Annotated in this window: 10 protein-coding genes; 1 reads left to right on the forward strand and 9 read right to left on the reverse strand. The window is 38.5% G+C overall.

All coding sequences use genetic code 11. From position 1 onward, the window contains the following. Positions 1-8: 8 nt before the first annotated feature. The 5 genes from F4W09_RS16190 to F4W09_RS16210 are packed head-to-tail and all read right to left on the reverse strand — an operon-like array spanning position 9 to position 8,454. On the reverse strand, positions 9-1,937 hold the full coding sequence (locus F4W09_RS16190) for an IucA/IucC family protein (protein ID WP_151505388.1): 1,929 nt from the start codon (positions 1,935-1,937) through the stop codon (positions 9-11). Positions 1,938-1,939: 2 nt separating this feature from the next. Beyond that, complete coding sequence (locus F4W09_RS16195; RefSeq protein WP_151505389.1) at positions 1,940-3,790, reverse strand: IucA/IucC family protein; 1,851 nt, start codon at positions 3,788-3,790, stop codon at positions 1,940-1,942. Between the two features lie 23 nt (positions 3,791-3,813). Beyond that, entirely contained in the window at positions 3,814-5,250 is a 1,437-nt protein-coding gene (locus tag F4W09_RS16200; protein WP_151505390.1) for a DHA2 family efflux MFS transporter permease subunit, read from the reverse strand. 14 nt (positions 5,251-5,264) lie between these two features. Continuing rightward, positions 5,265-6,671: a lysine N(6)-hydroxylase/L-ornithine N(5)-oxygenase family protein gene (locus F4W09_RS16205; protein WP_151505391.1), complete on the reverse strand. Its 1,407-nt coding sequence runs from the start codon at positions 6,669-6,671 to the stop codon at positions 5,265-5,267. After that, entirely contained in the window at positions 6,664-8,454 is a 1,791-nt protein-coding gene (locus F4W09_RS16210; protein ID WP_151505392.1) for an IucA/IucC family protein, read from the reverse strand. The genes F4W09_RS16205 and F4W09_RS16210 overlap by 8 nt, the downstream gene beginning before the upstream one ends. Positions 8,455-9,408: 954 nt before the next feature. Here F4W09_RS16210 and F4W09_RS16215 point away from each other — a divergent pair. Then, on the forward strand, positions 9,409-10,059 hold the full coding sequence (locus F4W09_RS16215; RefSeq protein WP_151505393.1) for a hypothetical protein: 651 nt from the start codon (positions 9,409-9,411) through the stop codon (positions 10,057-10,059). A 137-nt stretch (positions 10,060-10,196) separates the two neighbouring features. Here F4W09_RS16215 and F4W09_RS16220 read toward each other — a convergent pair whose 3' ends face one another. The 4 genes from F4W09_RS16220 to F4W09_RS16235 form a co-directional block, all read right to left on the reverse strand. Further along, complete coding sequence (locus tag F4W09_RS16220) at positions 10,197-11,387, reverse strand: HlyD family type I secretion periplasmic adaptor subunit (protein ID WP_151505394.1); 1,191 nt, start codon at positions 11,385-11,387, stop codon at positions 10,197-10,199. Continuing rightward, positions 11,384-13,513, reverse strand: a complete 2,130-nt coding sequence (locus tag F4W09_RS16225; protein ID WP_151505395.1) for a type I secretion system permease/ATPase — start codon at positions 13,511-13,513, stop codon at positions 11,384-11,386. The genes F4W09_RS16220 and F4W09_RS16225 overlap by 4 nt, the downstream gene beginning before the upstream one ends. Next, on the reverse strand, positions 13,510-15,039 hold the full coding sequence (locus F4W09_RS16230) for a TolC family protein (RefSeq protein WP_151505396.1): 1,530 nt from the start codon (positions 15,037-15,039) through the stop codon (positions 13,510-13,512). Before F4W09_RS16230 ends, F4W09_RS16225 begins: the two co-directional genes overlap by 4 nt. Before the next feature lie 150 nt (positions 15,040-15,189). Then, positions 15,190-16,984, reverse strand: a 1,795-nt coding sequence (locus tag F4W09_RS16235; RefSeq protein ID WP_151505397.1) for a VWA domain-containing protein, incomplete at its 5' end; no start/stop codon positions are given.

Below are 16,984 nucleotides of genomic sequence, written 5' to 3' on the forward strand. Positions count from 1 at the left end.
TGACCTGTTCAATCATTCTTTTCAGCAGTCTGCAACTTCTTGAAGAAATTACAGGTTTGCCCCATACGGCTAGGCATGCTTCCAGTTCGATTCTCTTGCTCAAGTAAAGGGCGAATAAGCTGTTTATATGGCCAATGCTCTTCTTCAAATAAAATATGCTGTAAGGCTGAACGGGCTTCATCACTGAATGGCACAGCATTTAGAGCCTTCTGTAACGCTTGAGCCAAAATCTGCCATAACTCAAATGCATTGAGCTGATAATATTCAGCAACTGACTCCAATATGCTGGCTAAATTAACTTGTATCCCTAAGGTTTGTAGGTACGAAATAAGATCTTCAATCGAATCATGATAAAGCGTGATTCTGAAATCATGTGGGCTTAAATACTGCGGATCTTCCAGCCCCTGTTGTTGTAGCCAAGGTAAATAAATGCGTAATGAGTCATGATCACGCAACATAAACCCAGTAAACAGACCCTGTTTGAGCACAATACAAATATTCTGACCATGAATTTCCCCCATTAACCCCAGACGGAAGAGCCTGAAATTCACATCAAAAAAATCTCGACACAACATCTTGAAAGTCGCCATGATATTTTCTTTGGTCGACTGAAGTTTTTGCGCCTTTAAAATAAACTCAAATGGATATATTTCTCCCGCTAAACATTGTCCTAAACTGGCCATTGGAATAATTTGGTAAGGCTGTTGTAAGAGTTCAGCAGGAATACGGCGCCGTTGTACCGCTAAATGCATCGGCTGCTCATCAAATAAGGTCAAATTATCTGGAGTTAAATTTTCAGGATCATGGGGTAAATATGCCCACCACTGATTTTCATCACACAACCATAAACGCGTGTTTAAAACCTCATCCAGTTTCTTTGCATCTTGCAACAGCTTTTGGTTTTTTTGCCCATTGATCATTTTCACAATCGGCAAAAAACGCAGTGAACCCAAAGACTTCACGGCCAAAGGCAGCTTTAGACTGTCCTGTGGTTTTGAGGCTGATAATAAGCTTCTTAAGGACGAACTCGCATACATTTCGGTAGATTGAAATTCCAATGGAATCATCACGCCATCTAGCAGTTCTTGAGCAAATTTCTCCGAAAAAATATGCTTAAACTGCCAAATATGCATCGGTAAAACCAGAAACTCAGCGCCGATTTCTTTTTGATTTAATTCCTGCTCTAAGGCAGCATATTGCTCATGATCTAAAAAAATTTTAGCGGGTTGCTGGGTTTCAATCTGCGTTACCGCCTGACCAAAGACCAGTTTTTCTTTTTTAACTGCGACCCAACACAAAGGAATAGGCTGAGAAAACTCTGGGCTAAATTGCAGATACTCCTCTGCCGAAAAACCATCTTTTAATTTGGCCAGCGGATGATATGGACGGTCCCTGAGTCCAGCATATTGTTCAAGTTGAATAAACAATTCGGCAGGATAATCTAAACCCCATGTTTCGGTACGAATCTGATGCTGTGCAGTGAGCTGACTTTGCATCATGGTCAGTTGCAGATCATCTCTAAATGTCTCTAACTTTGCAGTATCACAGTGAGAAAAGTAGCCCAAACGCTGCATCACATCAAAAAAATCTAATGCGCTTAATGCGCGTAATTGATAATTTTGCTCTGCTTGAATCCATACTTGGTAAGCAGGCATATGCGGTTGAATAACCCAATCCTGTTGAATTGCCTGCTGTAATGGAAGAACTATAAATTCCGAAAAATCGGTGTGAAATAAAAGTGCGAAAGAGGTTTGATCGAGATACGTCTCGATTAAAGCATTGAAATTCTGCTCAAAACGATCTTTTAACAGTGCCAATGCCTGTGTCTTAGTAAAAATGACATGCTCTGGAATATAACCTTCCACCAAAAAACTATTCACCAAATCAACCAAAATCATTTGGGTCGTTACAGTTGGTGAAAACAACATCGTATTCATCTTTAACCCTCTTCAGCAGTAGGTTTACGGAACTGATAAAGTGGATTGTTCACCAGACGAAGTTGTACCTCGCCATCTCCAAACAAACGTCTTTTGGTTAAAGATTCAATACAGAACTGCGCAGCAAAAACATCAAATTTTTCATATCTATTTTGATGTTCAGGATTTTGTTGTTGGAAATGATGAATAATATTGGCCGCAATTTGCCAAAAGTGTTGTTCAGGAAAATTGATTTTCTGCTGTAATGTCATCGCAATATCGCTTAAAGCAACGAAAAATAGGCAGGCACAACTAAAATCTCGTACGGCATTTAAATCATCAGTCAAAATAAATGACATGCGATTGGCTTTTGCATGTTCTGCGGGTAAGGCATGTAGTTGAGGATATTCATGAGGATGAGTTAAATGTTCTGGACTAAAACGAACACCATCGTGAAAATCTTTCAAAATTATGCGCGTCGGCCAGCCATTTTTATGCACTAGAATAATATTTTGACCATGCGATTCCGAGCCAATACCTTCTGCATGTAATAGAAATAAAATCGGTTGAATCACCACAGAAAGGAATTGTGTAAGCCACGCTTCCGTACCATATTTTTCTAGCCACGGTTGAATAAGCAATTGCCCATCACGTTGCACATGACTGACGCCATTGAGCGGAATAGCATCTTCTTCTGGCTTTAAGTAAGCGTGAACACTTTCACGCCATAAACTCCCAATCGTGCCATAGGCTTGTTTGGCGTGTGACGCAGGTAATTTGCTAAAATCAACCGCAGTGGCATGCACTTCTCTTAAAATTGCAAAATCTAAAGACTTTGCCAGTTCACTATTTTCGATTAAACGCTGTAACCAATCCGTAATTAACGGACCATTCATTGCAGCATGTGCCGCTAAAATTCGTGAACTGGAAGTATTGGTTAAACTCATTGCAAGTTTAATGTAGGGCTTTTCTGGATGCTGTAAATTGGTCAAAGTTCTTAGGGACTGTTGCGCTATGTACGCATCACTTCCGTGACCTAAATAGACAATTTTTTGTTTCGCAATTTCTTCAAAGAAGGTATGAACCAGCGTATTTTCCCACTGCCAAGGATGTACGGGTAGCCAGGTATATTCGCTGGTATTTAAATCCTGAGCTTTCAATGTTTGAGCAAACAGCGCTTGATCTTGCTCAGTTAGTTGTTGCTGTAAAAACTGTTCCGCATGAATAGACTTTGAAGCATTTTCTGAGAGCAAGGAATGATGAATGGCTAACCATACCAAGTGGATCGGTTGTGCGTATTCCACCCCATATTTCAGGTTGTCCTGTAAGCTAAAACCAACACGTGACTTGTAACAAGGATGATAAGGATGACCATCCATTAAATATGTTTCTAGAACATCATAATTGTACTGTGTCGCAGGAAGTTGAAATTGGTTTTGACAGTGTTGCGATTGCACATCATGAATAAATGTCCGTTTTAATTCATAAATGAAATCTTCCAATTTAGCTGCGTTTGGAATCGCACGGACAATTTCCTCAATCACTTGGTTTAGTTGGGTCGCTGACTGTTGTCCTGCATGGTCTTGACGAATCACCTCTTGCTCATCCAAACGGACTAAACCAAAGCTTAGATAGCGCTTGCCTGCTGCACGGTACTGAATTTCTTTTTGATTTTGATCGAATGCTTGGATGATAAATACGTCATTTTCAAATTTTGCATCAATCACTTCTTCAAAAATTAAAGCCTGAAGCAATTGTTTGATGACACGTTGTTCTACTTTGTTGATTGCAGTTTGATCGGGTTGTTGCCAAGCTAAAGTTGCGACATAAGAGGCATTGTTTTTGTTCGTTAATGTGGGATGTAAATGACCCATAACCGATTCCTTCATATTAAATTTTAAATGTGTATATGTTGCTGTTTTTGATGTGGAAACTTCCATGCAAAAGGCAGGGCCAAGAGCGTTATGCAGGCGCAGAAGAAAAATAGCTCTTGAATGACTTGCCTTTGTACGATGGCTAATTCAGGACTTTCTAAGAAATTTTGCGTGTGTATTTGCAAATAAAGTGCGGCAATCACGACTGCAATTGCAGCGCAAAGCCTACGCAATAAGTTATTTACCGCCGCACCATGTGTCACAAGTTCTGGATTGGGTAAGTGATTCAGTCCTGCTGTGGTCGCAGGCATATAAGACAAGCCAAACCCTAAACCATGCATCACCATGCACAGCATTAATAAAACGATAGAGTGATTAGCTGCCAACCCTAAGCCGACAAAGGATATTGCCGTCAGCACGATACCCACACTTAACAGCCGTTTTGCCCCATGCTGATCTAGATAGCGACCAGCACGTTTACTACACAAGCTGGTGGTTAAGGCACTACTCATCAGTAATAGCCCTGACCAAAGGGGACTTAACTGCAAACTATTTTGAATGAGTAAAGGAATCAAAAATAAGCTCAAAAATAAGCCGATGGTATGCACAACCGATAACATCAAGCTGTAATTAAACTCACGACTTTGAAATAAAGACCAAGTAATAATGGCATCTGGCTTTTTTCGGCTAGCCCAAAAAAATCCAAACCCTGCAAAACCACTCAGTCCCAATAACCACCAGAACGTAGGCTGATAGACATCCTGCAATTGTTGAATAAGACTTAAGGCCAACACAAAGCAAATAATGAAAATTGACAATAATCCAAAACCAAGCCAGTCAAATTTTAAATTTTGAATAGCAGGTTGCCGAGGTAGATAAAACCACCCCACAATTAAAGCAATGATTGCCAAGGGTACATTTAATAAAAATAAGGCATGCCAACTGGACACAGCGAGTATCAAGGCACCTAGCATTGGACCACAGGCTAAGGTCAGCATAATCATTGCTCCCCATAGCCCCGTTGCTGCACCCCTCTGTTCTTTCGGCGTAACTGAAAAAATAATTCCCAATGACAACGGAATCATCAGCCCACTGGCAAATCCTTGTAAGGCTCGAACCGTTAACACAGTCTCAAATTGCGAAGCGAAAGCCCCGAACATCGAGCTCAACATAAAAAGACTTAATGCAGCTAAATACACACGACGCTTGCCCCAACGTTGGCTGAGAAAACCTGTCAGCAGCAAGCTTAGGCTCATGGTCAAAAGGAAAATCACCATGACCCAACTGACCGTTGCTTCAGCAATTTGGAAATCTTGCATCAGTTGAGGAATAGCAGGATTAAAACTGCTGTTATTAATACTTACTGTACCTGTACCCAGCATCACGGAGAGCATGACGCAACGTTGCGACAGCAAAGCATCAGAAGTCGCATGAGAATCTAACTTTGACATTTCAGCCATGCCTATTCCCAGCCCTACTTCATCAAATATTCAGGATAGTGATCCGCAGCTTTTCTTGAAATCTGCGATGACATCACATCAGTACGAATATTGGTTTTGGATATCGCACTCTTCGCAAATGGACGATCAGATTCTGGGTAGTGAAAATCCTGAAAACTTTGTCGCCCTTCGATGTTGAAATAGGACTCGCCCAAAATCTGATTGGCAATTTTTGCAGAACGAAAAGCCCCTAATCCTAGGTCAGGTGTACCCACGCCATGATGTCGCAAATCAGTATTCTGAATATAAATTTTGCCTTCACCGTGATAGTTCAGTTGATGGTGTTCATTGATCTCCCAATGATTTTGTCCATCTAAGGGAATATCACGACTCAACTTAGTTAAAAAATCCAACGAAGGATATTGATAACCCGTTGCCGCAATCACCATGCTGGCCTGAAGGTTCAAAACTTGCTGTTTCTGGGTTTGGAAAAATTTCAGTTGAATATTTCTTTCATTGATTATTTCTGCATTTTCAAGCTGATGATGTCCTGCAATCGTGACATGTATCTCTGCATCTCCAATGCTACGCTGATATAAGCGCTCATAAATATCACGAATGGTTTTAGCACTAATGCCTTTATATAAATTTGCCTGTGTCACAGGTATAGTATCTTTGAGTTTTTTAGGCAAGTGATAAAAATAAGACATATAGTCTGGGCTAAAACTTTCCAAACCGAGTGGGGTATTTTCCATCGGGAAAAACCCAGCCGAACGCGTCAGCCAATATAAATGAAATTGTGATTTACCCGTTTCAGGATGTATCTGCTTATCAAATAAATCTATGAATATCTCAGCGGCAGACTGACCTGAACCAATCAGGACTACATTTCCTGATAAATGATCCTTACACTGATCGATATAATTTGATGAATGTATACACTGCGGTGTTTGCTCAGCCACCCTTTGTAGGGGCTGCGGTAACTTAGGTATGGTACCTGTACCTAAGACCAACTTTTGGGTTTGTTGCACCGACAAACGACCTTTATGCTCAGTAATTACCTGAAAACCACCTGAAATAGGTGCAATGTCTGTTACGCGGCTTCCAAACTGTAGATTGCGTAATTGTTTGACCACCCACTGGCAATAGTGATTATATTCTTGCCGTGGAATATACATATTTTCCCGAAAATAAAACTTATATAAACGCTGATGTGCTTTTAAATAATTCAGAAAACTATAGGGGCTGGTCGGTTCGACTAAACTGACCAAGTCTGCCATAAAGGGAACTTGCATCATCGCATTCGGCAACTGTATGCCTGAATGCCAGTCAAACTCATGCCGCTTATCCACAAATTGATATTTGAGTGAAGCATGTTGATTGAGCAATGCAGCCAAACTTAAATTAAATGGTCCTAAACCAATACCGATAAAATCAAGCATGTTCAGTCTCCACTACAGTTTGCGCAACATACAGTGGGTTTTTTAAATTGACATAAATCGACTGTTGAGAAATATCGGCTTGTAACTCGTCCAATTCATACAAACGAGTCATTAAATTGCCCTTATAAGGGAATGTCGTTTGATGTAAAACTGTCTTTAACAATTGGCTTTCAGGATATTTTTGATACGCTTGAATCAAATAAGATTGTAATTTTTCAAGCAGTTGCTGTTCTTGAACGACACCTGTTATGCCAATTGCATTAATCAAGCCAAATAAGGTATTCCCAATAAAGTAATATCGGAAACGCTCATCCACTAAAGCCTGCGGGCAAACGGCCTGCCCATCTGTCGCCAAGGTCGGAAAACGTACCAAAATTTCGTTGGCTAATTCTTGAATATAATAAAAACCTTGATTGTCTCTAAACCAAACATTTTTTGGCATTCCATCTTCAAGTTCAATCAGTGTATTTTGCTGATGAGCTTCAAATGCCATACCAAACTCTTGGTACAACTCCATTAGGGGTAAAATTGTAATTTCTAAAAAACGCTCGAACCACTGCAAAGCCACATCTGTTTGACTCAGTCCTGTCTGCTTTGAAACTTCAGCAAAAATTTGACTAAAACGATTTTTGGATTCAAACGGATGATCTTGGCACAACGAAGCGATACAGGTTACATCATCACTTTGCTTGAATGGATTTTCCCGTAGAATACAGATGGTTTCATCCAGAACTTGACCATTCACTTTTAATGCAATCCAAGCTGGATCACTGATGGTCTGTAATCGTGGATTACGTTGTCTAAAATCTGCAAGACAGTCATCATTCCATAATTGATAGCTCAATAAACCACGATGGCACTCTTTATAGAGATTCACACGAATCGAATTGGTCACAGCCACAGTCATTGAAGCCTTAAACATCCAAGGTGCTTGCTCACTATATAAAGTTCGCACGGATGTTGTGGCTTTCATTTCCCACCCCAATGCACCAAAATCAATTAATTTCCCTTCATGTAAAAGCTGTTGATACCAGTCTTTGTCTTTTAAATATCTTGCCTGCCACGGATGCAAAGGTAGCAACGCATAATTAGGATGCTGCGCCATTTTTTCATGATGATAAGTATTAAAGTATGGTGCTAAATCTTGTTTTAATTGGCTTGGAATCGATAAATTACGCGCATTATCATGAATGACATAATCTGGATGCACATATAAAAAATGCATTTTGAAAGCGATCTGAGTTTCTGGTGAATAATGCTTCCAATCATCTTGTACAAAACCCTGACGGCTTTTAGGTGACGGATGCATACTATGTCCAAGAACAAGCGCCTGCTCACTTTGAACAAAGTTTTGCTTCGGCGCAATGACATCATCCATTTGATCTTTTCGATGAGTTAAAAACTGTTGTAATGCTCGACGGCTTTGAATCCAGCACTCCAATAAAGAAGAGGTATCTAACGCTTTTTCATTTTCTTTTAGGGTTAAATTTTCCAATAAATTGGCAGCCAAATTTACTGAACTAATTTTTAAAATTTGATGGTCTTGCTCAACCCATGGTAAATCAGCCAAACGATGCCGCCCCACTTTACTCATATATTCAAGCGGTGCATAAACATATCCAGCAATGCTATCCAAAGGAATACAGACCAAAACCTTGCCCCGACTCTGCTCACGTAAATGTTGTGATTGCTCTGCGACAGGAATCAAATGTCCATTTCCTGTTTCTTGTAGATATGAATTAATTAAATGTTGTAAAGCGATCTTATCCGTAATTGATTTCATCGTTATCACTCTATCTATTAAGTAAAAATAGTGTGATGCGTAAGATATACCGATCAAACACAAATGTAAATGATAATTATTATTGATTGTATTATCGATAATTAACTCAACCCAACGAATTATGTAAAGACTCTCTCATCTCTTTGAACTTATTATGGATATTAGCCAATTGACTCTTGATTTACACAATCCCAGAACTCAAGTATGGAATCCAACCTTTGTTCAAAAATAGATCACCTCTAAAAATAAACTGTGAGCATCAGAGAACGATATTGTTTGTATTTAGACTACGTCTTTTACATTCTCCATCTGTAAGTGATGTAATAATTTTTCCTTATTTCAGCTAAAAAGATTGAGTAAAACTGCTTTGAATCGCTTCAGAAAAATAAAGTAATACAAAGACTTTAAATATTGATTTAAATAAGTTTCTACTAAAAATTTCTGCATCCAATTTTGATGGAAAGTAACTGAAGTTCAACACAAATCCCAAGCTATTCATTCAAACTTCTATTCTAATTAATAAAAAAAGACCCAAATTTCCCTTTAACCTAGTTTAGTTTGCTCAAGTATTTAGAATTGAGTTCACCCACCAACCATTAAAATTGACTAAATATCATCTAAATTATGCTATTGAGATCATTCTATATTATGGCTAGACTACATTATGTGATCGCCTTAATCGACTAAAAAGTTATGTAAGCAATAGCTGTTACTTGTACAACTTTTTTTAGAAGAATTTTTATTAAACAGAACTAATCTTATTAAAAAAAAATGAAAAAATTAGTTAAAGTGCTACATATCTTATTAAAAATTAAAATTCACAGATATTTTATGACTTCACCATATATTTGTAATTTGATCAACCTTGTAAAATACTAGATAAAGGTATTAAATTAAAATCTATCGATTAATGATATAATAAAAAATATATCTTTAATAACTATCGTACAGCAAATGAAATCTCACCATAGTTTTTTTTATTTGAGTCTTATATTCTTAGTGGCTTGTGGTGAAGGTGATAATTTTTCTGTTGGAGTGAGCTTAGGTGGGTCTGGAACTGGACCAGTACCCACAGGCTCAACACCAAGACCCTCGGATGGCCAAGATCCAGAGATTGAACTTATTGAACAATATATAATCTGGTCGAATGGACAAATAGCAGCTCAGTGTGGCGATGTAAAAATCACTATGCAATTACTACATAATCAAACAAAACAACCTCTTAATCATGGTGAGGCAAGTGGCGTGTTACTACCTACTCAAACTGAACCAAACAATGTTTCAATACAAGTGATTACTGAGAATTTAACTGAACACCCTATATTTGAATATTTCACAGAATGTAAATCCAACATTAAACTAGAAGATCAATTTGGGAATGAATATAAAAACACTCAAGAATATATTTGTCCAAATGACAGTCTGGTTAGAAAATATGACCCACTTCAAACTCATACTTATCAATATAATTTTTCAGTCCCTTTTGCAGAAGGACAAAGAAAAATTATCTACAAAGCTGATTTTTCAACAGAAATACAAATACCTAAAGAGCAACGATTAAATTGCAATGAATTAATCTACGAGATTAATATTGAGAAATATTAAATATTATTAAAACTTTAAAATTATCGCCTAAGATGAATAATAAAAAACATTAAAACCCTGAACTTGTGTCTTTTACAATTCATCATGTTTTTTTAATTGTAGGATGATGCTCTATACTCAGAGCATCATCCTTATTGCTATCTTTCTCTTAATGCTTCTTGAGCCTTATTGAATGGCTTGATTAAATAATCCAAGACCGTTTTCTCACCTGTTTTAATATCTACCGTTGCAACCATACCTGGGGTGATATTGAATTGCTGTCCTTCTTTATTAACCAACTTGTCTGAATCCGTTCGAATATAAACACGATAGTAATACTGATCTTGCTTGACTTCATCTCTTAAAGTATCAGGGGAAATAATGGAAACTTTCCCTTTCAATCCCCCATAGATTGAATAGTCATAAGCAGTAATCTTAACAAGTGCTTCTTGTCCTGGATGAATAAAAGCAATGTCTCGTGGAGAAATACGAGCTTCAACCAAAAGCTTTTCATCTAGTGGAACAATTGTCATCAATTTACCATTCTGAGAAATCACTCCACCTATAGTCATCACATCAATTTCTTTGACAATCCCACGCACAGGGGACTTAAACAAGGTTCGGCTCAAAGAATCTGACTTGCCTTTTACCACTTGAGACTGAGTTTCAATATCTGTATTTGCTTTTGCCAGTTCTTCCCGAGCTTTTACTGAATATTGGTTTCTGACATCACTCATCTGATTACGTAAATCTGTCGCCTGTCGTTTCAGTCTTAAAACCTCTACCTCACTTGCTGCACCTTTTGCAACCAATGGTTCCGTCATTTGCAACTCTTGCTCAACCAGAATCAATGCTTGTTTTAAACCAGCTAAGGATTCTTCTAAGTTAGATCGACGTGAATGGTATAGTGCTGTTTCTTCCTCTACTAAACCACGCTCTTTTAATACTTCATTTGGAAACACCAAAGGCGTCCCGTTTACTTCTGCACGCAGTCGTGCCGCAGTTGCTTTAGAAGCAAGTAATAAAGATGCAGATTCACCCACATTTGATGCAAAACGAGTTGGATCAAGCTGAGCCAAGATTTGACCTTTTTGAATGATTTCCCCTTCGTGCACATAAAGCTTCGTTAAAATTCCACCTTCCAAAGACTGTATAGTTTGCTCTTTTGAAGATGGAATCACTTTACCCGTACCTGTTGACACTTCTTCAAGTTTAAAAAGCCAAGCCCAGATCAGTAAAACGAGAAGACCTATACAAATAATCCAAATAAACAGACTGGTTCGTGGTAAAGGTGGTTCAAATGCTTGAGGGTTTAGAGCATCTTTTTTTTCTGTAAGTTTTCTACTCATGATGCTGTACTCACTGCTTTAGCATTTGAATTGTTTAAGACTTGATTTTTAGGACCATCCATCACAATTTTTCCATCATGAACCACAATAATACGATCCACCAACTCCAGTACCGCGCGACGGTGTGTTGCAATCACCAACGTTTTGTGCCCCAACCAACCTTTCAGGTTTTCAATAAGTTGTTTTTCAGAAACATCATCGATTGCAGCTGTAGGTTCATCCAACAATAGAATATTAGGCTGACGAAGTAGTAAACGTGCTAACAGCAAAGCTTGACGTTGGCCACCAGAGAAACCCATTCCACCTTCTAAAATCTGATGGTCTAAGCCTTCTTTCTTCTCAAGTACAAAACTTAATGCTCCTGTGAGATTCAGCGCATTTAAAATCTCTTGATCAGTCGCCAATGGAGCACCTAAGGTCAAGTTTTCCCGTACAGATCCAAAAAATAAATGCGCATTTTGATTAAGCAAGCCCATATCACGACGTACGTCCATAGGATCAATCAATCGTAAATCAACCCCATCTAGTTTAACTTTTCCTTGTGTAGGCTCCTGCATTCCAGACAACAACTGTAGTAACGTTGATTTTCCGGCACCATTACGACCTAAAATTGCAATTTTCTCACCAGACTGAATTTCCAGTTTGGGAATAATCAATGTCGGTTTGGCATCATCATTACCATATTTAAAGACCGTATCTTTCAGTTCATAATGTCCAGTTAACGCAGGACGATGAATTAAATGTGCCTGTGGTGCTTGGTCTACAGGTTTCTTCATCAATTCATCCAAGCTTGTTTTGGCAACCTTGGCTTGTTGGAAACGCCCTAGAACGCCCGAAATTTGTGCAATTGGCCCTAACATTCGTGATGATAAAATCGAGCAAGCAACGAGTGCACCTGTTGTCATTTCCCCTTTCATTACGGCAAAACACCCAACCAATACCACAATCGCAAAAGTTAAACCCTGAACTTTCTGTGTCCAAGCCCCAACAGCTCCAACCAACTTACGCTGTTGCATAGAAATATCCGCAGCAGCTTCATTCATGTGATTCCATTGATTCTGAAAGCGAGACTCTGCACGTAATAACTTAATATCTTCTATACCTTGAACAGCTTCCACCAGTATTGCATTCCGAATAGCACCTTCACGCATACCCTCAGATGCCAATTTCGCCAATGGTTTCTGAATCAAAATGCCAGGCACAATCATTAAAGGAACAACTAAAACCATTACCCAAAAAAGATTGCCACCGATGAGCCAGAAAATTGCTAAAAATAAAAAGAAAAAAGGGAGATCTGCAATGGCTGAAATTGTTGTAGAAGTAACTAATTCACGTACTCCCTCCAATTCACGTATTTGCGAAATAAACGTACCCGTTGATTTAGATCGCTCTTTATTTTTAATTCTTAAAGCATGACCAAATACTTTATCTGAGATTTTCAGATCGGCACGCTTGCCAATAATATCGGATAAATAAATACGTGCTACTCGCAGACAAAACTCAAATATTGCAGCAATCAGCACTCCCCCAGCCAATACCCATAAAGTCGGAACAGATTGGGCTGGAATGACTCGGTCATAAACATTCATCGAAAATAAAATTGTTGCCAATGCCAAAATATTTGCCATTAACGATGCAAACATCACATCTAGATAACGCTTCCAATCTCTGAGTACTATCGACCAAAACCAGCTTTGCTCATAAGGCTTAATATATTCATCAACACGTACATCCGAGATGGACTTTTCAGGTCGTAAAATATAGATATTGGCTGCGTTTTGTTTTAATAGCTCTACACTGAGAACTTGTGCTAACCCCTGATCACCGCTGAACTGAATATTGGCATTACCATTTATATCGAGTTTATCTAGCACCCCGACTTGACCATCTTGCATCGCTATAAGTATTGGTAAGCGCCAAGGATTCAAAACCTCTTCATTAAACTCAATTTTCCGTATGCTCATCCCTATTTGACGGCTCATTATAGTCAAAATATCATCAATTGACTGATTTGGATTCCAATCAAGTTGAAGGCGTAAGCGTTCTTCCGATGGCTCAATACGATAATGCTTTGCGATCGCTAAGACGGCTTGAAGCCATGGCTGATAATAAATAGTTTTGCTCATGGTTGAATTTCAAACCCTTGAATTGAAATATTATTTAATTGATATAAATCACGAGTACGCCCTGTGATCTTGATGTATTGAACTAAATTGGCGTAAATATCATATTTTGCAGTTTCTATTTCTTGCGCTGCACTGTGAATAGCTTGTTCTGAATTCAATAAATCAACCACAGATCGCGTACCTAATTTATATTGTTCTTGATACAGCTCTTTCGTTCGAGTTGTAGACTGCTGACGAGCAGTTAGAGTTTGAATCTGCTTTTGCTTGTTTTCTATTTCTTCACGAATTAACTGAACTTGATCCAATACATCAAGATAGACAGCATTTAATTCAGCCTTTGCTGCTTCTTCTGCATAACTTGCTGAGCGCTGCTTAGAGCGAATAGCCCCACCTTGAAAAAAATCACTGGTGGCTTCAAGCATGATTGAATTGTAAAAGCCGTCATCTTTATTGTTATTTGGATTTGTGCCATTTAATGCCTGACTTAGGCTCCCTTTTACATTAATTGTTGGATAAGCACTTAATTTAGTTTGTTCTTTTTGGAATTTTGCAACTTGTATTGCCGCCTGAGCTGCCATCATCTCAGGAACCAAATTAAATTGCGTTTGTTCATAAAGACCCGCATTTTTTACAATGGTTTCAGGTATTTTAATTTGCTGATTAGAAACATCACGCCCCAATAAATTACGTAACTTTTGTTGATATTGCTTTAGCTGATTTTCTTGAACAATTTTATTAGATTCTGCTGCTTCCAAGTCTGATTGAGCTTGTACTGGATCTGCTTGGCTACTGATTCCCGCATTTGCACGTAGATTCGCAATTTCCGCAATACGAGCTATTCCTTTAATTTGCTGATCGGCAATCCGTACAATCTCTTGATATCGCTTAATATTTACAATCGCATTTGCCGTCTGGTAAGCAATATCATCTATATTGACCAAAGCATTTGCTTGTTCTTGTAAAAGTTTCGCTTTTTCAATATCCACTGAACTTTTAATTTTTCCAAAATCATAGAGCATTTGTGTTGCCGAAAGCGTATAAAGCTGTCGACCTCGCTCACCCGTAGTTAAATCGGCTGTGGTGATTCCCCCCGAAACCTGTGGAAAATATTCGGCTTTTGCTGCATCAATATTTGCTCCCTGCCCTGCTATCATCGCAATACTTTGAGTAATCTCTGGACGATGGCGTAGCGCCTGATGCACAGCTTCAACAAAACTTAATTCTTGGTTTCCCTCTAACCAAGTTTCATTTGAAGCAATTGTCTTTGTTTGTTGATTGACCTGATTTTTAGATGATGTCACTAGAGGAAGATCTTCATGCATGGATGTGCTTGCAAGGTCGAATTCACTCAGCTTTCCAATGTTTACTTTGTAAAAAGAATCATTCGACTCTTTGCCAAGTATTTGGTGTATTTCATCTTTTTTATGACTTAAATAATCATAAAAAGTGTCTGCTTTTACTGGCGTGACTAGAACGAAGAATGGAGATACTAAAATCCAGCCTAATCTCGATTTAATGGGAGTCATTTTTAAACATCTAAATAGAATCAATTACTTATAAATTGAAAAAGTTGATCTCATATTTGCAATTACGGTTCATCTTTATTGCTGAATTAAACAAAAAATAAAGATTAAAAAACGGCTATAGATCCGAAGATCTATAACCGTTTTATTTAGTTAGCCAATGACAAGCTGATTATTATCAATTAAATCCTGCAAGCTTAAACCTGCTTGATTTTCAACGATTAATAAATCAGACATCGTATGAGTTACAGCGCTACCATCACGATCTACCTGAATAACCGCATTGCCATTTCCGTCAGTTACGACAGTAATATAGTCACCTATATTGCTTTTATCTGCCAATAAACCATCGAAGAAATCCGCAGCAAATTCAATTTTATCGTTAGCTTCGTAATCAACCCAAGTGTCTGTGCCATTTCCACCTTTTGCATCCGCAGCATTGAGCACATCATACATAATGGTGTCATCACCTCGTCCAGTTGAGATAATGTCATTGCCTGAACCACCATAAATAATGTCATTTCCAGCACCAGCAATAATAATGTCATCACCTGAACCACCATAGATGGTGTCATTACCACCTTTTGTTGCTGGATCAGCAGCATCAGCAGCAATAAAGTCTCGATAATTAGCTTTTACAAAATCATAGATTTGTTGTTGTGTTGGTTCTGCTCCACCTGTTTCTGTCGCTTTTAAATGTGCAATTAGTTTCGAATAACCTGAATACTGTGGATATTGCAGAGGATCTAAGCCTGTAATCCAGTCTGTGTTCATAGCATCGCCAAACAGAACATCATCTCCTGCACCGCCTTTGACGGTATCAGCTCCCACATCTGCTGGAATGAAGTTCTCAGATCCACCAATCAGATAAGCAATCAATTTATCAGCTTCTGTAAATTTCTGGGCTGTACCATGATTGCTAACACCATTCCAAGTATCAACCTTATTACCATTCACATCGGTATTATCGTAACGTTCAACATTTGCAATGTTTACTGCATTACTTACACCAACAGCAAAAACTTTACTTTGCGCAGCTAATGGCTGGAATTTAGTATCCATGCTAGCCAGACTCTCGTTTGGATCTCCATCTGTTAAATAATAAGTCTGATTTTCATAACCATTCTGCTTAGATGTAAACCATGTATTTGCATTAGTAAATGCGTCACCAGGGTATGTACCACCACCAGCTACTAAACCATCAATCTGAGCAAAAATAGTAGCCTTATTAGACTGATTTACTTCAAACTCAGTATATCCAATGGTATTACCACTACCACTGAATGTTGTGAGTCGGAAAATAATCGTCCCGTCGTGTTGAAGCATCTGCTCCACAAATGCTTTTAAACCAGCTTTAGCAATATCTAATCGGCTCAATGCAGGAGGGACAGCAGTACTTTCATCGTACAAATTGCGTCCCATACTTCCTGAAACATCCAGAATAATTGAGATGTTATAGTTATTGCCTGCTATAAAGTTAGTTTTTAATCCTCCAATATCCCCTGTAAGCAAATCATCACCTGATGTACCAGTAACGGAATTGTCTCCATTTGTGATACCTGTTGATGTGTCTCCCTTAATTACAGGATCAACTGCTTCACTATCTTGGGCATTTATATTATTGCGATTATTATCTGTTGAGTTAGCTACAACCCAGACTGTTGAGCCATCTGTCCCTGTTGCAATCCCATCTGCAGGAATGATTTGATATTGATAATTACCACTTGAATCTGTCTGAACAGTACGCTCAATTTCAATTTCTTCACCATTTTCATCAAAACCAGTAATGGTCAGTACAACATTGCTGTTTGGTGCAACATCGGTGGTCGTACCAGTGATCATTCCTGTTTCTACGATATCTACGGTAATTGAACCCGCAACTAAGTCGAGACCTGTATCTTCTGGGGTACTTGGATCGTTGTCGTTGTTACCTTGCGCAGCAATGCTG

This window comes from Acinetobacter tandoii (assembly GCF_008867985.1).
Taxonomy (GTDB): domain Bacteria; phylum Pseudomonadota; class Gammaproteobacteria; order Pseudomonadales; family Moraxellaceae; genus Acinetobacter; species Acinetobacter tandoii.

Excerpts from the sequence above, each read along its gene's own strand:
- F4W09_RS16190 (WP_151505388.1), bottom strand. The coding sequence starts at position 1,937 with ATGAATACGATGTTGTTTTCACCAACTGTAACGACCCAAATGATTTTG.
- F4W09_RS16195 (WP_151505389.1), bottom strand. The coding sequence starts at position 3,790 with ATGGGTCATTTACATCCCACATTAACGAACAAAAACAATGCCTCTTAT.
- F4W09_RS16200 (WP_151505390.1), bottom strand. The coding sequence starts at position 5,250 with ATGGCTGAAATGTCAAAGTTAGATTCTCATGCGACTTCTGATGCTTTG.
- F4W09_RS16205 (WP_151505391.1), bottom strand. The coding sequence starts at position 6,671 with ATGCTTGATTTTATCGGTATTGGTTTAGGACCATTTAATTTAAGTTTG.
- F4W09_RS16210 (WP_151505392.1), bottom strand. The coding sequence starts at position 8,454 with ATGAAATCAATTACGGATAAGATCGCTTTACAACATTTAATTAATTCA.
- F4W09_RS16215 (WP_151505393.1), top strand. The coding sequence starts at position 9,409 with ATGAAATCTCACCATAGTTTTTTTTATTTGAGTCTTATATTCTTAGTG.
- F4W09_RS16220 (WP_151505394.1), bottom strand. The coding sequence starts at position 11,387 with ATGAGTAGAAAACTTACAGAAAAAAAAGATGCTCTAAACCCTCAAGCA.
- F4W09_RS16225 (WP_151505395.1), bottom strand. The coding sequence starts at position 13,513 with ATGAGCAAAACTATTTATTATCAGCCATGGCTTCAAGCCGTCTTAGCG.
- F4W09_RS16230 (WP_151505396.1), bottom strand. The coding sequence starts at position 15,039 with ATGACTCCCATTAAATCGAGATTAGGCTGGATTTTAGTATCTCCATTC.